Below are 15267 nucleotides of genomic sequence, written 5' to 3'. Positions count from 1 at the left end.
TGGGGTACACCCGGCCGCCGGTGCTCTCTCCGGACCTGGTGCTCACCCCTGTGGGAGAGGACGGCGAGCCGCTGGGGTCCTGGGACTTCAACCGTCTGCCCTGCGCACCACCGATCCGCGAGGCTCTGGCGGAGGTGTTCGCCACCCAGGTGGACGTAGGAGGGCCGTGGCGACGGCCTGCCACGGTCCAGTTCTCGTGGGATGCGGTGGGCAACTTCCTCCGCTGGCTGGAGAGTGAAGGCCACCACCTGTCCTCCCTGAGCGAGTTGACCCGCGCCACGTGGGACGAATACGTCATCGGGCGCCCTCCCGGCTGGGCGGCCTCTCTCAGCACGCTGAGACGCATGCTGGTCGCCACCGGCCAGTTGCAGCCCCGAACCGCGCTCGCCGTCAACGCGCGACAGAAGACACGCACACCACAAGTGCAACCAAGCCTCACGACCGATCAGGCCCGGCGGGTGCTGCGGGTTGGGCACGAGGTCCTCGACGCGGCACACGAACGCATCCTGGGCTCGTGGGCGCTCCTTGAGGAGTACCGGGCGGGGCGCCTTGAGCCCGACACGGACAGGGGCCGTTGGGGCGCTCTCCTCGCCCACGTGGAGGAGCACCTCGACGTCCCCCGCATCACCCTGGCCAACGGCACGAGGGACATCGCCCCGGAGGCGGCACGCCTCGTCGGTCGCCGAGGGGTCACGGCCGTCGAACGGCTGTTCCTCACCCCCGTCGAAGCCGGGGCAATCATGTCGCTCATCGGCCTGCACGAGGGCTGGAACCCGGACATGTGGAAGACGTTCACCATCGACGACGTCCGTCGCGCCGACAGCGGCGATGAGGCCCGACTCGTCTACAACATCGGCTTGGACAAGCCCCGGCTCGGCGCTTGGCGACACATCGCGAACACGCTGGTCGAAACCGGGTTGCGCACGGGCGCCAGCGTCCTGCGCCAAGTCTTGGAGATCACCGCCCCAGGGCGCCGAGCGATGGACCGACGTGGCACCCCACTGAATGCCGTCCTCATCTACGCCCGTACCAGCACAAACGGAAGCCGGGGCGCGCTGGACCGGGTGACCTCAGCAGCAACGTCGGGCAAGACGAACCTCTGGAGAGCGGTGGGCCTGTTCTCCGACCACGTCAACCTGCGTGACGAGGCGGGCCAACCCGTCCGGTTCCACCGTCGGATGCTGCGACGGACGAACACCGGCCAGGTTCGGCCGCAAGGTCACAGCGAGGCGACCAACCTCAACGTCTACCAACTCCACGACGCCACGGTGCGAGAAGAGAGCAAGGACGTCACCGAGGACGGGCTCAACGGTGCCCTGGACCACGCCACCCTGACGGTCACGGTGCTGCGGGCCACGGCGGAGGCAAGCCAGCAGGACGCTGACCTCGACCCCCGTACTGCGCATGCCATCGACAGCGGCGTCCTAGACACGCCAGTCGGGGCGTGCAAAGACGTCGATCACAGCCCGCTGAGCAACCACCAGACGTGCCGGGTCTCGTTCCTGCTCTGCTTGATCTGCACTAACGCGGTCGTCGTGCCCCGGCACCTGCCGCGCTTGGTCTACCTGCACCAGCGCCTGGAGGGGCTTCGCGAACACCTCGCGGACAGTCCCGCCTGGGCGCGTTGGGCACCGCACTGGCTGCGGCTCACCGACCTGCTGAACCGGCACTTCACCGCCGCCGAGCGCGAGGACGCGGCCCGCCGCATCACCGACGAGGACCGCGCGTTGATCGACAACACCCTGGCTCGGAGGTATGACACGTGACCGCTCCCGACCGAACCGGCCACCCCGCTGATGGTCGGGGCCACTCAGTCGTCGGCGACACGGAGGCGTGGACCTGGGACCCGGCCATGAGCGCGTTCCCAATCGATCAGGTGCGTGCCGACGCCGCCTCCGCCGCCCCGCGCTACGGGGACGGCGTCTGGGATCTGGCGATGCTCAACCACGGCGACACCATGGATCGGCGGAACATCACCTGGGCTGAGTGGCCCGAGCGGTTCCGCGAGGTCCTGCGTGCCGCCGCCTGGACCATGCTCAACCAGGGCTTGGCTGAGGAGATGGTGGGCCAGCGGACGATCGCGTTGGCCCAGTGGCCGTCGGCCGCCACCGCCTTCAACGCCGTGCACTCGTGGCGTGTCTTCGCCCGCTGGCTGAACACCGAGCGGCCCCTCGTTCGGCGCCTCGGGGACGTCACCACCGAAGACCTGCGCGACTACGCGACCCACATCAGGCAGACCCGCAACACCTACCAGGCGCGGGCGGCTCCGCTGCTCGCTGTCGCCCGCCTGTACGGCTGCCTGTGGACGCTGCCGCCAGCCGATCGTCTGCCCCCACCCCGGTGGCTGACCGAGGGCCTGATCCCGTTCATCGGCACCCCGCAGGGTGGAGAGAACAAGACACCCCCCATCGCCCCTGAGACCATCAGCCCGTTGCTGACCGCTGCCATCGCCTGCATCAGCGACTTCCTGGACGAGTACGGCGACACAGATGACCTGGTCCTGCCGGAGGGCGTGATCTACCGGCTCCAGGGCGCCTGCCTGATCGTGGTCGCCTATCTGACCGGCATGCGCCCCCAGGAAGTTCTCTCCCTAGACCGCGACTGCCTGACGGTCCTCACGAGGCCCAACGGCGCCCTGCGCTACGAGGTTCGCGGCAAGCACTTCAAGGGAGTTCGCGATGCGGACGGTCGCCACATCAGCGCCGGTCAACTGCGCGAGCAGCCGTGGCTGACCATCAAGGCGGGCGCCGACGCCATCCGAGCGGCACACGTGCTCGCACTCGCTACCGACGAGCATGGGCACGTCACGCGAGACGCCGACAGCAACCTGCTGTTACCTCGGGGGCGCCGTAGGCGCGATGGTCGCCCCGGCGCGGGGATGATCGCCAAACAGGCCCACCGGCGGATCGCCGCTTTCATCACCCACGTCAACGACGGCCTCGCCGCCGCGAGGGGCTGGGCGCCCATTCCCGCCGACCCGCAGGGGGCCGTCACCCTGCCTCGCTTCCGGCGCACTCTGGCGTGGCACATCGCCCGTCAGCCGCTAGGCGAGGTGGCACTCGGAGTTCAGTACGGGCACGTCCGGGTCGTGACCGGGCAGGGCTATGCAGGCCGCGCGGAGGCGGGCCTCCAGGGGCTGATCGACGTGGAGGAGATGCAAGCCGTCGTCGAACGCCTCGAAGAAGTGGCCGACGAGCGGCGCAACGGCGGTCGGATCAGCGGACCGGCCCGCGAACGCCTGGAGGCGGCGATCAGCCGATACGACAGCCAGTACGCGGGCAGCAAGATGACCGACAAGGAACTGCGCCGCCTCGCCAAGACGCCCGGCATGCAGGTCTACGACAACCCCCGCGCCCTGTCCCTGTGCGTGTTCCAGCGGCGCACCGCCGCATGCCATGTCGCGCCTGCCGCGTCGTCTGCGGAGCGAGCAACCCCAAGCCTCGACGACTGCCGCTCCAACTGCGCGAACCACGCCCGTACGGATCGGCACATCCAGGGGCTGAAGGCTGAACGCGCCGGGTTGGCGGCGGAGGTCGAGCATGCCGCTCAGCCGATCGCGATCCGCCTGACTGACCGGATGGCCGACATCGACCGCACGATCGCTGACCACGAGGTGGCCTGATGGCGGCGGACCTGCCCGGCTGGTGTGAACACTGTGGCGCCGAGTTGCTGCACGCTGAGCGTCGTCCGGGTCGCGCACGCCGGTTCTGCGGCGACGCCTGCCGCCAGGCGTTCAACCGTCAGGTCCGGCTGCGCCGTGACCTGATGCGGGAGGTGGGCCTGTCGGTAGTGCAGGTGGAGCGGCTGCTCGCACGGTTCCGGGTGAGTGCCCGATTCGCCACGGCGGCCGAAAAGCGTGACCTCACGCCGTCACGATCTGATCGGGTTGCCGCGGGCGCCGCCCCGAGTGAGCGAGGGAGTGGGACCTCCGGATGACCACCTCTGGTTCGGCGAGGACGTCCGACGAGCAGGAGCGGCAAGCCATCTTGTTAGCCATGGACCGACTGCTCAACGGGCAGACCACTCGGAAACTGACGGTCAAGGACCTCGCCGAGGAGGCGGGTGTCAAGCGGCACTGCCTCACGCAGAAGCACACCGACCTCAAGGACTTGTTCTACCGGCGCGTCGCAGAATCCGGGGAGCAGGAGGAGCCCGCCTACGTCCTCCGGCTGCGTGAACGGATCGGCGCCCTGGAGCAGCGGCTGCGCCAACGAACCGAGGACGTCGCCCGCCTGGAGGCGTTGAACGACCAGTACGTGGAGAACCTCGCCGTAGCGGTGGCCGCATTCGACAAGGCAGAACGGAACTGGGCTACGGCGGCGCAGCGGGCCGAGGTGCTGGAGGAACGGCTGGCTGCCGCGCAGGACCGGATCGATGAGTTGGAGTCCGGGCCGCGACGTCTGGCCGGAGTCAGCGCTCCGCTTCGTGTAGCGGGGCGTCCGGTGATCGTGGACTGACTAGCCCGCGCGCCGCATCCGCGAGGCCCATGGCCAGAGCGTGTGCGGGGCCGCGTTCGTCAGAACAGCGTGTCCTGCGAGGCGGCCGACTTGGGCGCCGGTCGGCGTGGGACTAGGCGAGTCGGCTTGGTCGTCGCCCGTCGCGCGATGATCTTGTGCACGTCTCGTTCGCCAGATCGGCCGAGCAGTTTGCGGGAGACGATCCACGTGCCGTCCCCCTGGTTGGCGGCAAGTCCGGCTCGTTCCAGTAGTTCGAGGGCTCGGCGGACCACGGTGATCCCGCCGACGCCGTACTGCTTCTGAAGGAGTGTGGTGGTGGCCTTCTCTTCGACGGTGATGTCCTCCCGCCCGCCGCCGAACTGGGTGGGCCAGGTGCGAGTCCACAGGTGGGTGGCCAGGTAGAGCGGCTTGATCGGATCGTTGATGAAGGCACGGTGCGCCTTGGTGGCGACGAAGTGGCTGGCCTTGATGTTGAGCCCCTCGTCGAGGCGGGCACCGATGTGCGGCTCTCGCTGGCCGCTGTAGAGGACGCCGTTGTCCGGGTCGGGCAGTCGCTGGAGCGTGTACACCGACTCGGTGCGGAAGAACTGGGCGATACAGGGAGGCCGGGGCGGCTTGTAGGGATGCTCGGGGTCGAGGTAGCGCTCCTTGATCACGCGGCGGATCGCGGGGAGACCGACCTGGGCCTCCACGAGCAGCATCACGTCGAGGTGGGACACCGCAGCCAGCCCACCACGTCCATCTGGAACGCGGTCGAGGACGGCGTAGCCGCCGATCTGGGCGCAGACCTTGTCCAGGCTGTTCTCGTGCAGCGCCAACTTGGCAATCTCGCCGATGACGGCACTGCCGTCGCTGAAGAGCACCGTGAAGTCCGGCGTCAGGGGGTCTCGCTTGCCTGCGACCGGAATGCGGGGGAACCGCTCGAAGTGGCTGACCGTGGCGGGCATGCCCTTCACGGCGGGGTCGGTGAACAGCCACTCCAACGCTGAGACCACGTCGACGTGCTGGTCGTACGTCTCGTACTCGGTCAGCAGCGCCTGTTCGGCGGCACCGGGCGGTGAGGACGTAGTCACGTCAGAACGGCGCGACCAGGTCGTCGAGCGACACGGGCTCCGGCGGTGCCGCTTCGGTGATCTCTAGGGCTTCGAAGCGGTCGCCGAGGCTCTGCGCGAGGCGGGTGAGCGCGCCGAGACTGGATCGGAAGCCGGGGTGTACCTCGATGGCGTCCGGGGTGGTCACGAAGACGTCGAAGTTGGAGCCGTCCGAGTAGTCGGTAACTACGACGTGCAGGTAAGGGTTGCGGTGCAGGACCGCGATCGCGATGCCGCGCTGCCGCTCAAGTTCAGCGAGGACCTCTCCCGTGGCCTCCGCGTCGACCAGGATTGGTCCTGGCAGTCGGATGGTGATCGGCTCCGGAGGTGGGGCGTCGATCTGGCGCTGGCGTCCGGCCATGAGGGCGCGACGCCGGTTCGCCGCAGTGGCCAGACGGCCGAGGACGATGCGGTCGAACAGGACGAAGTCGCCGGTATAGAAGGTGGCACCAGCGCGCCGACGCAGGTGCAGGCTGATCCGGTCGGCGATGTGCAGCGTCAGGGTGCGCACCGATGCACCCTCGGCCTCGGCATTGCCGATGGCCTCATGGTGCGACGGGCGCAGGGAGCCCGAGCGGGCAGCCCAGCCACGGTTCAGCGAGGACTGGTCGGAGCGCTTGCGGGCGGTCAGTCGGCTGACCTCTACCTCACCGAACTCCGAGAGGGCTGTGCCGATGTCGGTGAAGTCATCGTGGTCGAGGAAGACCGGGACGACCTCGGGAGCGACGTTGGCGACCCACCGCTCGACCCTCTGCCAGCGAGGATCGGTCGTGGGGACGCTACCCACGAGGTGGAACACGCCTTCGTGCGCGGTCGGCCACGCGCCGAGCACGAACGGACCGCGCTCATCGACGACCCGAAGCAGCGACACCAATCCGACCGTCAGCAGGTCGCCCTCGACAACCTCCGAGATCACTGCGATTGGGTTCTCCTCGCCAGCGATCACCGTCTCGACGGCGATCGCCTCGGTCGGTGAACCGGACGCGCGGCTGACCGAGTCGGTGAGGGAGCCGAGGTCTTGCCCCAGGTCAGCGAACTGCCAGAGCAAGGAGTCGAAGCGGGTCATCTCCGCCTCGCGCTTGCGGTCGACCATCGAGACCCTCCCTCCCGTCCGCTTGACCTGCGAAGTCACATCATGGACGTCGGCACTAGGCGTCCACATCTACAGGCGTAGGGCCACCCGATCGGGTCACCGATGCCTACCTGTTCAGACTGACATCTTGCATCTCCATCCAGCACGGTCGCTATCATCGCCGCGTGTCGATGAAAGCGGATCTAAGCGCTAGCACTGAGACTGCGGTCAACGAGACCACAGCCCTATCCGCTGCGGCATGCATGTTCCGCAGCCTCGGCGACCCGGCGCGGCTCGCGATCCTGCGTCACCTCACCCTGGGCGAGCACAAGGTCGTCGACCTGACCACCCACCTAGGGCTGGCCCAGTCCACCGTCTCGGCGCACCTCGCGTGCCTGCGGGACTGCGGCCTGGTGACCTCCCGCCCGCAGGGCCGTGCGTCGATGTGGTCGCTGAACCACACCGCGACCCTGCTTGACGTGCTGTCTGCGGCCGAACGCCTGCTGGCCGCGACCGGCGATGCCGTCGCGTTGTGCCCGACCTACGGAGAGGAAGCGGCCCGGTGACCGTCACCCACGAGCACCCGACGCTGACCGCCGCCGAGCGCACCCGGCTCGGGCGCCGTGCGCAACTGCTGGCCGGGGCATCGGTCACCTACAACGTCTTCGAGGCGATCATCGCGGTCGCGGCGGGCATCGCCGCCGGATCGGTCGCGCTCATCGGCTTCGGCCTGGACTCGGTCGTCGAGGTCTCCAGCGGGCTGATCATCCTGTGGCAGTTCCGTCACCGGCTGCCCGAGTCCCGCGAGCGGCAGGCGCTGCGGCTGATGGCGTTCTCGTTCTTCGCGCTGGCCGCGTACGTGACCTTCGAGTCGGTTCGTGCGCTGTTCTTCGGCGGCGAGCCCGAAGCGTCGCCGGTCGGCATCGGCCTCGCAATCGCCTCGCTGATCATCATGCCGTTCCTGTCCTGGGCGCAGCGCCGCACCGGCCGCGCGCTCGGCTCGCACGCGGTCGTCGCCGACTCCGCCCAGACGCTGCTGTGCACGTACCTGTCGGCCGTACTGCTCGTCGGGCTGGTGCTCAACGCGACGCTGGGCTGGGGCTGGGCCGACCCGATCGCCGGGCTGATCATCGCCGCCGTCGCCGTGCGCGAGGGCATCGAGGCATGGCAGGGCGAGGGCTGCTGCGCCCCCGGCCGCCCCGGCGCGGACTCCAGCAGCGAGGGCTCCACCGGCGGCTGCGCTTGCGCGGACGGCTGCACCGACGGCTGTTGCACACCCGCCGCCGTCGCCGATCCGCAGAACCTCCTCCAGATCACCACAAGAGAGCGGACCCGATGAGCACCGTCGCACTCGTCCTGTACGTCGTCGCGCTCGTGGTGCTGTTCGGTGTCCGGTCGTGGGTCCAGCACCGCCGCACCGGCAGCACTGGCTTCCGGGGCATCTCCGGCACCCCGGCCGAGGCGGGCTGGTGGGGCGGCGTGCTGTTCATCGCCGCGATCGTGCTCGGCTTGGCCGGTCCGCTGCTGGCCGTGACCGGCACCGTGCCCGCCGACCCGCACCCCGTCGTCGCCGCCGTCGGGCTAGTCCTGGCGCTAGCCGGGTTCGCCGCCACGCTGGCCGGACAGACCGGGATGGGTGCGTCCTGGCGGATCGGCGTCGATGAGGCCGAGCGGACCGACCTGGTCACTACCGGGGTCTTCGGCTACGTCCGCAACCCAATCTTCACCGCGATGGCGCTCGCCCAGTTCGGCATGCTGCTGCTGGTGCCGACCTGGGTCAGCGCTGCCGCGCTCGCCGCGCTGATCGCCGCTGTGGAGTTGCAGGTCCGCGCCGTCGAGGAGCCCTATCTGCACCGGGTGCACGGTGGCGCGTATGTCGCGTATGCCGCGCGGACCGGCCGGTTCGTGCCCGGCGTCGGCCGCGACTCCTCGAACTCGGCCCAGGCCCGCATCGTCTGATCGGATGCCCCCTGCGACGCCACGGATTGACCTCAGGGCAGCCTCGTAGGCTCGGGCGGCGTCACGCCCGACGCACCCCCTGACTTGACGGGAGACCTCCTTGCTCCGCCGGTGCGCCGCTCTCGCCCTTGCAGGCGGACTGACGCTGTCGCTGACCGCCTGTACGACCGAACGTTCGGACACCCCCGCGCCTCGGTCCGCAGTGGACGTCGGGATGGAGCATGTGCACGGGCTCGGCGTAGATCCCGCTGACGGCTTGCTCTATGCGGCCACCCACTTCGGCCTCTTCCGAGTGCCCGAAGACGGCGACGCGGAACGGGTCGCGGACCGCTACCAGGACACCATGGGGTTCACCGTGGCCGGGCCGAACACCTTCGTCGGCTCGGGTCATCCGGACCTCCAGGAGCAGGACCTGCCGACACACCTGGGCCTGATCCGCAGCAGTGACGCCGGAGAGACGTGGGACATCGTCTCCCTCGGCGGTGAGGTCGACTTCCACGCCCTCCGCGTGGCACACGGGCGCATCTACGGCTGGGACGCCACGACCGGCCGCCTGCTCGTCTCCGCCGATGAGGGGCGGACCTGGGACACCCGCAGCACCCTGAACCTGCGCGACCTGGCCGTACACCCCGAGGACCCCGAGGTGCTTCTGGCGACCACCGAGCAGGGCCTGCTGCGCAGCGGCGACGGCGGTCGGACCTGGACGGCCGTCCCGGCTGCTCCCGGCGTCACCGTGCTGGCCTGGCCCGCCACCTCGTCGCTCTACGGAGTCACGCCGGACGGCGCCGTTCACGAGTCGACCGACGGCGGAACGACCTGGGCCGAGCAGGGGTCGGTCCAGGCGGAGCCCGAAGCACTGCTCGTCGACAACCGAGACGGTGTCGAGAGCATCTACGTCGCGGTGTCTCCGGCGACCATCCTCGTGAGCACCGACGGCGGCACCTCGTTCAACACCCGCTACGCGGGCTGACCCCCGCGCTGGCGCATCTCTGGCCCGTCGGCTGCCGGGGCAGCACGGCTTGATCTCTTCGCTCCTCGCTTTGGGCTCTGCGGGACCGCGTCCCGCTGCCGTGCTGAGAGAGCGCCTGCCGCTGGCGTGCCGGTCCGATGATGACCTCGACCGAAGAACTTTCGGCCTGGTGGAATACCCCCTGGGGGTACTAGCCTTGGAGGCGGCACAGCCCACCGACGAGAGGGAGCGGGTCATGCCAACGCAGCATCAGACCACCGTGCTGGAGGTCTCCGGCGTGCACTGGGCCTCGGAGAAGGCCGTGGCGGAGAGCGTGCTGGGCAGGCGCCCCGGCGTGCTGAGCGTCGAGGCGAATCCGGTGTCCCAGACGGCGACGGTCACTTACGACCCGTCGCGCACATCGGTGGCGGAGTTGGCGGGCTGGGTGCGCGACTGCGGTTACCACTGCGCCGGACAGTCGGTTCCGCAGCACGTGTGCGACCCGGCCGCTGAGCCGCGTGACCAGGCGATGGCACACGACAGTCACCGTCCCGCCGTGAGCGCGGTGGCACCGCACGACCACGCGGCCATGACGGCGGCCTCCGCAGAGCCCAAGGGCGAGCACGCCGGGCATGGCGAGCACGCGGGGATGACGCCGCAGGACGCGATGGGGCATGGCGGTCACCACGCCGGGATGTCGATGGACGACATGGCCCGCGACATGCGCAACCGCTTCCTGGTCGCGGCGCTGCTGTCGATCCCGATCCTGCTGTGGTCACCGATCGGCCGAGAGGTCCTCGGCTTCGAGGCGGCGGCCCCATTTGGGCTGCGCGACGACGTCTTCTCGCTGATCCTGTCGCTGCCGGTGATCTTCTACTCGGCCTGGATCTTCTTCGACGGCGCCTACCGCGCGTTGCGCGCCCGCACCCTGGACATGATGGTGCTGGTCGCGGTCGCGGTCGGCGCGGGCTGGCTGTACAGCCTGATCATCACGCTCACCGGGGGCGGTGAGGTCTTCTACGAGGCCGCCACCGTGCTGACCGCCTTCGTGCTGCTCGGCCACTGGTTCGAGATGCGCGCCCGTGGCGGCGCGAACGACGCCATCCGGGCGCTGCTGGAGTTGGCGCCACCTCGGGCGGTCGTTATCCGCGACGGCCAGCCGGTCGAGGTGCCCACCGCCGACGTCGTCACCGGCGACCTGCTGCTCATCCGGCCCGGCTCGAAGATTCCGGTGGACGGCGTCGTGGAGGACGGCGGGTCCGAGGTCGACGAGTCCATGGTCACCGGCGAGAGCCTGCCGGTACACAAGGCCACCGGCTCGGAAGTCATCGGCGCCTCGGTCAACACCACCGGCACCCTGCGGGTGCGCGCCACGAAGGTGGGCGCGGACACCGCACTCGCACAGATCGTCGCCCTGGTCCAGCAGGCGCAGAACTCCAAGGCGCCTGGCCAGCGGCTGGCAGACCGCGCCGCCTTCTGGCTGGTGCTGGTAGCGCTGATCGGCGGCGGCCTGACCCTGGCGGTGTGGCTGCTGGCCGGGGCCTCGTTCGCCATGGCCATGCTGTTCGCGATCACCGTCGTGGTTATCACCTGCCCCGACGCGCTCGGCCTGGCCACCCCGACGGCGATCATGGTCGGCACCGGCCTCGGCGCCCAGCGAGGCGTGCTGTTCAAGAACGCCACCGCGCTGGAGGCCGCCGCCCGGATCGACACCGTGGTGATGGACAAGACCGGCACCCTGACCAAGGGCGAGCCGGAGGTCACCGACGTGGTCGTCGAGGGCATGAACGAGGACGAGTTCCTCGTCCTCGCCGCCGCCGTCGAGCGGGAGTCCGAGCACCCGCTTGCCCAGGCCGTCGTCCGCGAGGCGCAGGCGCGTGGCGTCCCTGTCCTGGCCGCCGAGCGGTTCCGCAACGTGCCCGGCCACGGAGCGAGCGCTGAAGTGAACGGTCGTCGGGTGCTGGTCGGCAACGCGAAGTTGATGGCCGATGAGGGCGTCGACCTCGGGTCCCTGGGCGCCCGGCGGGACGAGTTGGCGGGTAGCGGCCGGACGGCGGTGCTGGTCGCGGTGGATGGCCGCGCCGTCGGGGTGATTGCGCTGGCCGACGCTGCACGGGAGACCTCGGTCGCGGCCGTGGCCGCGCTGCACGAGGCCGGGGTGGAGGTCGTCATGCTCAGCGGCGACAACACCGCCACCGCCCGGCGAATCGCCGACCAGTTGGGCATCGACACCGTCATCGCCGAGGTCCTGCCCGGCGACAAGGCCGCCAAGATCACCGAGTTGCAGCAGTCCGGCAAGCGGGTGGCCATGGTCGGCGACGGCGTCAACGACGCCCCGGCGCTGGCACAGGCCGACCTCGGCATCGCCATCGGCGCGGGAACCGACGTCGCGATCGAGACCGCCGACGTCGTGCTCATGCGGTCCGACCCGCTCGACGTGCCGATCGCCTTGCAGATCGGGCGCGGCACCCTGCGGAAGATGCGGCAGAACCTCGGGTGGGCGATCGGCTACAACGCGATCGCGCTACCCATCGCCGCCGGGGTCTTCGAGCCCGCGTTCGGGCTAATCCTGCGGCCCGAGATTGCTGCGCTGTCGATGTCCGGCTCGTCGTTCCTGGTCGCGGTCAACGCGCTGCTGCTCAAGCGGCTGCGGCTGCCCGAGGCCCCGGAGGCACCCGCTCCCGAACCGGCGGCACCCCGAGCCCCGCAGCCGGTGTCGCGCTGACCCGACCTAACCTGAGATCAACGACGCGAGGACGGGAGGTGAGCAGCATGCGCGGACGACGCGGGTGGGTCCTGCTGCTCCTGGCCGCCGTCTTCGCCATGCACGGTCTCCAGTGCGCCGCTGCCGACTCCGGGACCACCACCGCTGCGCATGGCACCGTCCACACCACCCCGGCCAAGCCCGACCCCGTGCTGCACGGGGCCGGGCTCGGCCCGGTTCTGGAGTCGACCGCCGCCATGACCGCCGCAGCCCCTGCCGCCGTCGTCGCCGGGTCGGCCATCGGCATGTCCCTCGCGGCAGGCCACGACAGCACGCCGCACGCGGCCGGGCACCTGTGGGCGGTGTGCCTGGCAGTCCTTGCCGCCGGGCTCGCCGCGATGCTCCTGGTCCTCACCGGGCGCCTCGCCGAGTTCCGACTGCTAGTCACCCGCCGCACCACCGGCGGCTCTTGGGCCGGGCTGCACCCACCCCGGCCGCCGGACCTGTACTCCCTCTGCCTGATGCGGATCTAGGCCGAACGTCGCGTCTCCTCGCCCCCAGCCCTCGCGGCTGCGGCGACGCCTTCGCACGTTCCCTCAGACCCGTCCTCAGGAGATAGACATGACCCGCAAGACCACTCTGCTCGCCGGTGCCCTCCTCGCGGGCGCGCTCGCGCTCACCGCCTGCTCCGATGACTCCGTCGCCTCGCACATGGACTCGATGGACAGCGGCAGCGCCGAATCGACCAGCACGTCCGCCAGCGAGGACGCTGCGTTCAACGACGCCGACGTCACCTTCGCCCAGGGCATGATCCCGCACCACCAGCAGGCCATCGAGATGGCGCAGATGGCGTCCGAGCGGGCGCAGGACCCGCGCGTGCTCGACCTGGCCAGCCGCATCGAGGCCGCCCAGCAGCCCGAGATCGACACCCTCACCGGCTGGCTGAAGGAGTGGGGCGCCGAAGACGACGGCATGGGCGGCATGGACCACGGCGGCATGGACCACGGCGGCGGAATGATGTCCGAGGAGGACATGAACGCCCTGATGGCCGCCTCAGGCGCGGAGTTCGACCGGCTCTTCCTGGAGCAGATGATCGAGCACCACACCGGCGCCGTCGAGATGGCCACCACCGAGGCCGGAGAGGGCCAGAACACCGAAGCGCTGGAGATGGCGAACGACATCCGCGATACGCAGAACGGCGAGATCGCCGAGATGCGGCAGTTGCTGACCGAACTGGGCGGCTGAGCCACAGCCATCGGCGGCGGACTGTGTTCTCCGCCGCCGATGGCGGTCAGCCGGTCGGGCAGTCCCGTTCGGGCGACACCTGAAACTCGGGGACCGCCCGCGCCTCTGCCTCCTCCGGCGTCGAGGCATCGCCGTTGCGGTTGATGTCGTCAATGAGCCACTCCATCTCCAGGATCTCCCGTCGCTGCGCCTCGCTGATCGAACGGGCCAACTCGCACACGCGGACGTCGGAAATCTGGGCGCGCTCGGACCGGGTGATGGCCAGCGAGTGGTGGGGGATCATCGAACTCATCCAGTTCTCGTCGTTCACGAGGATCTGGCTGCGGTCGAGGAACACGCCTGTGCCGAGCAGGACGAGGCTGGCCGCGACGATGGCGATGTTCGCCTTGGTGTTCTTGTACATGTTCAGCATCCAGCCGAGCATGACCAGCCCCATGGTTCCGCCCATGGTGAGCGCCATGAAGACCCGGCTCTCGCTGAAGCGGACGTGGCTCCACTGCCACGTGCCCGCGAACATGGTCCAGTACATGACGACCATGGCCGTGAGGATCATCGCGCCGAAGCGCAGGTACATCTTCTTTTCCATCTTGGCGCCGTCGTGCTGGTCGTCGCCGTGAGCGTGCTGGTTTGTCTCGTCGCTGCGCTTCGTCGCCATGATAAAGAACCCCGTTCTTTCGTCGGTGTGTGGGGCGTTCCTCGCGACTGCTGCCACTGCTGACTGGCCGCGATTTCCGTGACGGCGTCCGGGCGCCCGGACTGGTGTTCCGGGCGCCCGGAGGTCTGCTGATGGGGGCGCTTGTCAGCCGAGCGAGGTGATGAGGTCGCGGCACGCCTGCTCGCACCGGCGGCACGCCTCGGCGCAGACCCGGCAGTGCTCGTGCATCGACGCATGCTGCTCGCACTCGTCACCGCACGCCTTGCAGGCCGCAGCGCAGGCTTCCAGGACCGCGCGGGTCAGGTTGGCGTCGTAGCCGGTGTGCCGGGACAGCACTCGCCCCGTGCTGTCGCAGACGTCGGCGCAGTCGAGGTTGGTGCGGATGCACTTGGTCAGTTCGGCGACCATGTCCTCGCTCAGACAGGCGTCGGCGCAAGCAGTACACGCCTGGGCGCACTCGAAGCACGCCTCGATGCAGGCCCGCAACTTGTCCTTGTCCACTCCGCCGAGGTCCTTCGGGTAGGTGTCCAGCATCTGCGCGGCGACAGTCATCGGCTTGCCCCTTCCTTCGGCTGGTGGCCGTCGGCCCAGATGCCGTCGGCTCAATGCCCAGCAAGGCTCGCCTACCCGATGACTCACGGCGATACCCGTGCGGTTGCACGGGTATTTTCGTCAGCGGTAGGAGGTGGCCATGGACGAGCCGACCGACGGCGGGCACAGCGCCGCCGGGCATGACCACCCGGTCGACCCGACGCGGGTCGCCCACGCCCGTAGTCGGGGCCTGAGCGCCGAGGATGCTGGCTGGCTGGCGGGCACGCTGAGCCTGCTCGCCGACCCCGTGCGAGCACGCATCCTCTACGCCCTCGACCTCGTCGAAGAACTCTGCGTCGGCGACATCGCCCTGGCCCTGGACGCGACGGTGGACTCAGTCGGCTACGGGCTGCGCCTGCTCCGCACGGCCGGGCTGGTCACCACCCGCAAGCAAGGCCGCGTCGTCTACTACCGCCTCGCCGCAGACTTCCCCGAGCCGCTCCGCGACCACTGCCTGCGCCGCCTGGTCACCATGTCCCGAGCCACCGGCGACGGCGACGGCCACGACTCGAATCTGAGCGAGTAGGACCAGGCCCTCTCGTCG

General features: G+C 69.7%; 16 protein-coding genes. 12 read left to right on the top strand and 4 right to left on the bottom strand.

The genetic code is table 11. The features are described 5' to 3' along the window. Window positions 1-20: 20 nt before the first annotated feature. From E4P43_RS08985 to E4P43_RS08970, 4 genes are read left to right on the top strand one after another with little or no spacing between them, the layout of a single operon-like run. On the top strand, window positions 21-1766 hold the full coding sequence (locus E4P43_RS08985; RefSeq protein WP_135145113.1) for a hypothetical protein: 1746 nt from the start codon (window positions 21-23) through the stop codon (window positions 1764-1766). Continuing rightward, entirely contained in the window at window positions 1763-3622 is a 1860-nt protein-coding gene (locus E4P43_RS08980; protein ID WP_135145112.1) for a hypothetical protein, read from the top strand. The genes E4P43_RS08985 and E4P43_RS08980 overlap by 4 nt, the downstream gene beginning before the upstream one ends. After that, entirely contained in the window at window positions 3622-3936 is a 315-nt protein-coding gene (locus E4P43_RS08975; RefSeq protein ID WP_135145111.1) for a hypothetical protein, read from the top strand. Before E4P43_RS08980 ends, E4P43_RS08975 begins: the two co-directional genes overlap by 1 nt. Before the next feature lie 59 nt (window positions 3937-3995). After that, a complete protein-coding gene (locus E4P43_RS08970) occupies window positions 3996-4457 on the top strand; it encodes a hypothetical protein (RefSeq protein ID WP_135145110.1) in 462 nt (153 codons plus the stop codon). 59 nt (window positions 4458-4516) lie between these two features. Here the strand turns inward: E4P43_RS08970 and E4P43_RS08965 are convergent, their stop codons facing one another. Both E4P43_RS08965 and E4P43_RS08960 read right to left on the bottom strand, forming a co-directional pair. Continuing rightward, a complete protein-coding gene (locus tag E4P43_RS08965; RefSeq protein ID WP_135145109.1) occupies window positions 4517-5530 on the bottom strand; it encodes a hypothetical protein in 1014 nt (337 codons plus the stop codon). 1 nt (window position 5531) lies between these two features. Beyond that, entirely contained in the window at window positions 5532-6641 is a 1110-nt protein-coding gene (locus E4P43_RS08960) for a hypothetical protein (protein WP_135145108.1), read from the bottom strand. A gap of 242 nt (window positions 6642-6883) precedes the next feature. Between E4P43_RS08960 and E4P43_RS08955 the strand changes: the two genes are divergently transcribed. The 7 genes from E4P43_RS08955 to E4P43_RS08925 all read left to right on the top strand — a co-directional run bounded on the left by E4P43_RS08955 (window position 6884) and on the right by E4P43_RS08925 (window position 13477). Continuing rightward, a complete protein-coding gene (locus tag E4P43_RS08955; protein ID WP_245159027.1) occupies window positions 6884-7186 on the top strand; it encodes a metalloregulator ArsR/SmtB family transcription factor in 303 nt (100 codons plus the stop codon). Further along, window positions 7183-7959 (top strand): cation transporter, encoded by a 777-nt coding sequence (locus tag E4P43_RS08950; protein ID WP_113835349.1) that lies wholly within the window; start codon window positions 7183-7185, stop codon window positions 7957-7959. Before E4P43_RS08955 ends, E4P43_RS08950 begins: the two co-directional genes overlap by 4 nt. Next, entirely contained in the window at window positions 7956-8579 is a 624-nt protein-coding gene (locus E4P43_RS08945) for an isoprenylcysteine carboxylmethyltransferase family protein (protein WP_113835348.1), read from the top strand. The genes E4P43_RS08950 and E4P43_RS08945 overlap by 4 nt, the downstream gene beginning before the upstream one ends. A gap of 100 nt (window positions 8580-8679) precedes the next feature. Next, window positions 8680-9549 (top strand): F510_1955 family glycosylhydrolase, encoded by an 870-nt coding sequence (locus E4P43_RS08940; protein ID WP_135145107.1) that lies wholly within the window; start codon window positions 8680-8682, stop codon window positions 9547-9549. A gap of 49 nt (window positions 9550-9598) precedes the next feature. Continuing rightward, window positions 9599-12253, top strand: a complete 2655-nt coding sequence (locus E4P43_RS08935) for a heavy metal translocating P-type ATPase (protein WP_209313802.1) — start codon at window positions 9599-9601, stop codon at window positions 12251-12253. A 47-nt stretch (window positions 12254-12300) separates the two neighbouring features. Beyond that, a complete protein-coding gene (locus E4P43_RS08930) occupies window positions 12301-12765 on the top strand; it encodes a DUF6153 family protein (protein WP_135145106.1) in 465 nt (154 codons plus the stop codon). Between the two features lie 88 nt (window positions 12766-12853). After that, on the top strand, window positions 12854-13477 hold the full coding sequence (locus E4P43_RS08925; RefSeq protein ID WP_113835344.1) for a DUF305 domain-containing protein: 624 nt from the start codon (window positions 12854-12856) through the stop codon (window positions 13475-13477). Between the two features lie 46 nt (window positions 13478-13523). Here E4P43_RS08925 and E4P43_RS08920 read toward each other — a convergent pair whose 3' ends face one another. Further along, window positions 13524-14132 (bottom strand): DUF305 domain-containing protein, encoded by a 609-nt coding sequence (locus E4P43_RS08920; protein WP_199583056.1) that lies wholly within the window; start codon window positions 14130-14132, stop codon window positions 13524-13526. 144 nt (window positions 14133-14276) lie between these two features. Next, window positions 14277-14684, bottom strand: a complete 408-nt coding sequence (locus E4P43_RS08915; RefSeq protein WP_113835343.1) for a four-helix bundle copper-binding protein — start codon at window positions 14682-14684, stop codon at window positions 14277-14279. A 139-nt stretch (window positions 14685-14823) separates the two neighbouring features. Here E4P43_RS08915 and E4P43_RS08910 point away from each other — a divergent pair, with 139 nt between their 5' ends. Continuing rightward, window positions 14824-15249, top strand: coding sequence for a metalloregulator ArsR/SmtB family transcription factor (locus E4P43_RS08910; RefSeq protein WP_113835342.1), 426 nt, complete (start codon window positions 14824-14826; stop codon window positions 15247-15249). The last annotated feature ends 18 nt before the right edge of the window (window positions 15250-15267 follow it).

The sequence above is a fragment of the Blastococcus sp. TF02A-35 genome, assembly GCF_004571075.1.
Lineage (GTDB): Bacteria > Actinomycetota > Actinomycetes > Mycobacteriales > Geodermatophilaceae > Blastococcus.
The sequence above is the reverse complement of the archived record's forward strand: the minus strand, read 5'-3'. Positions and strand labels throughout refer to the sequence as shown.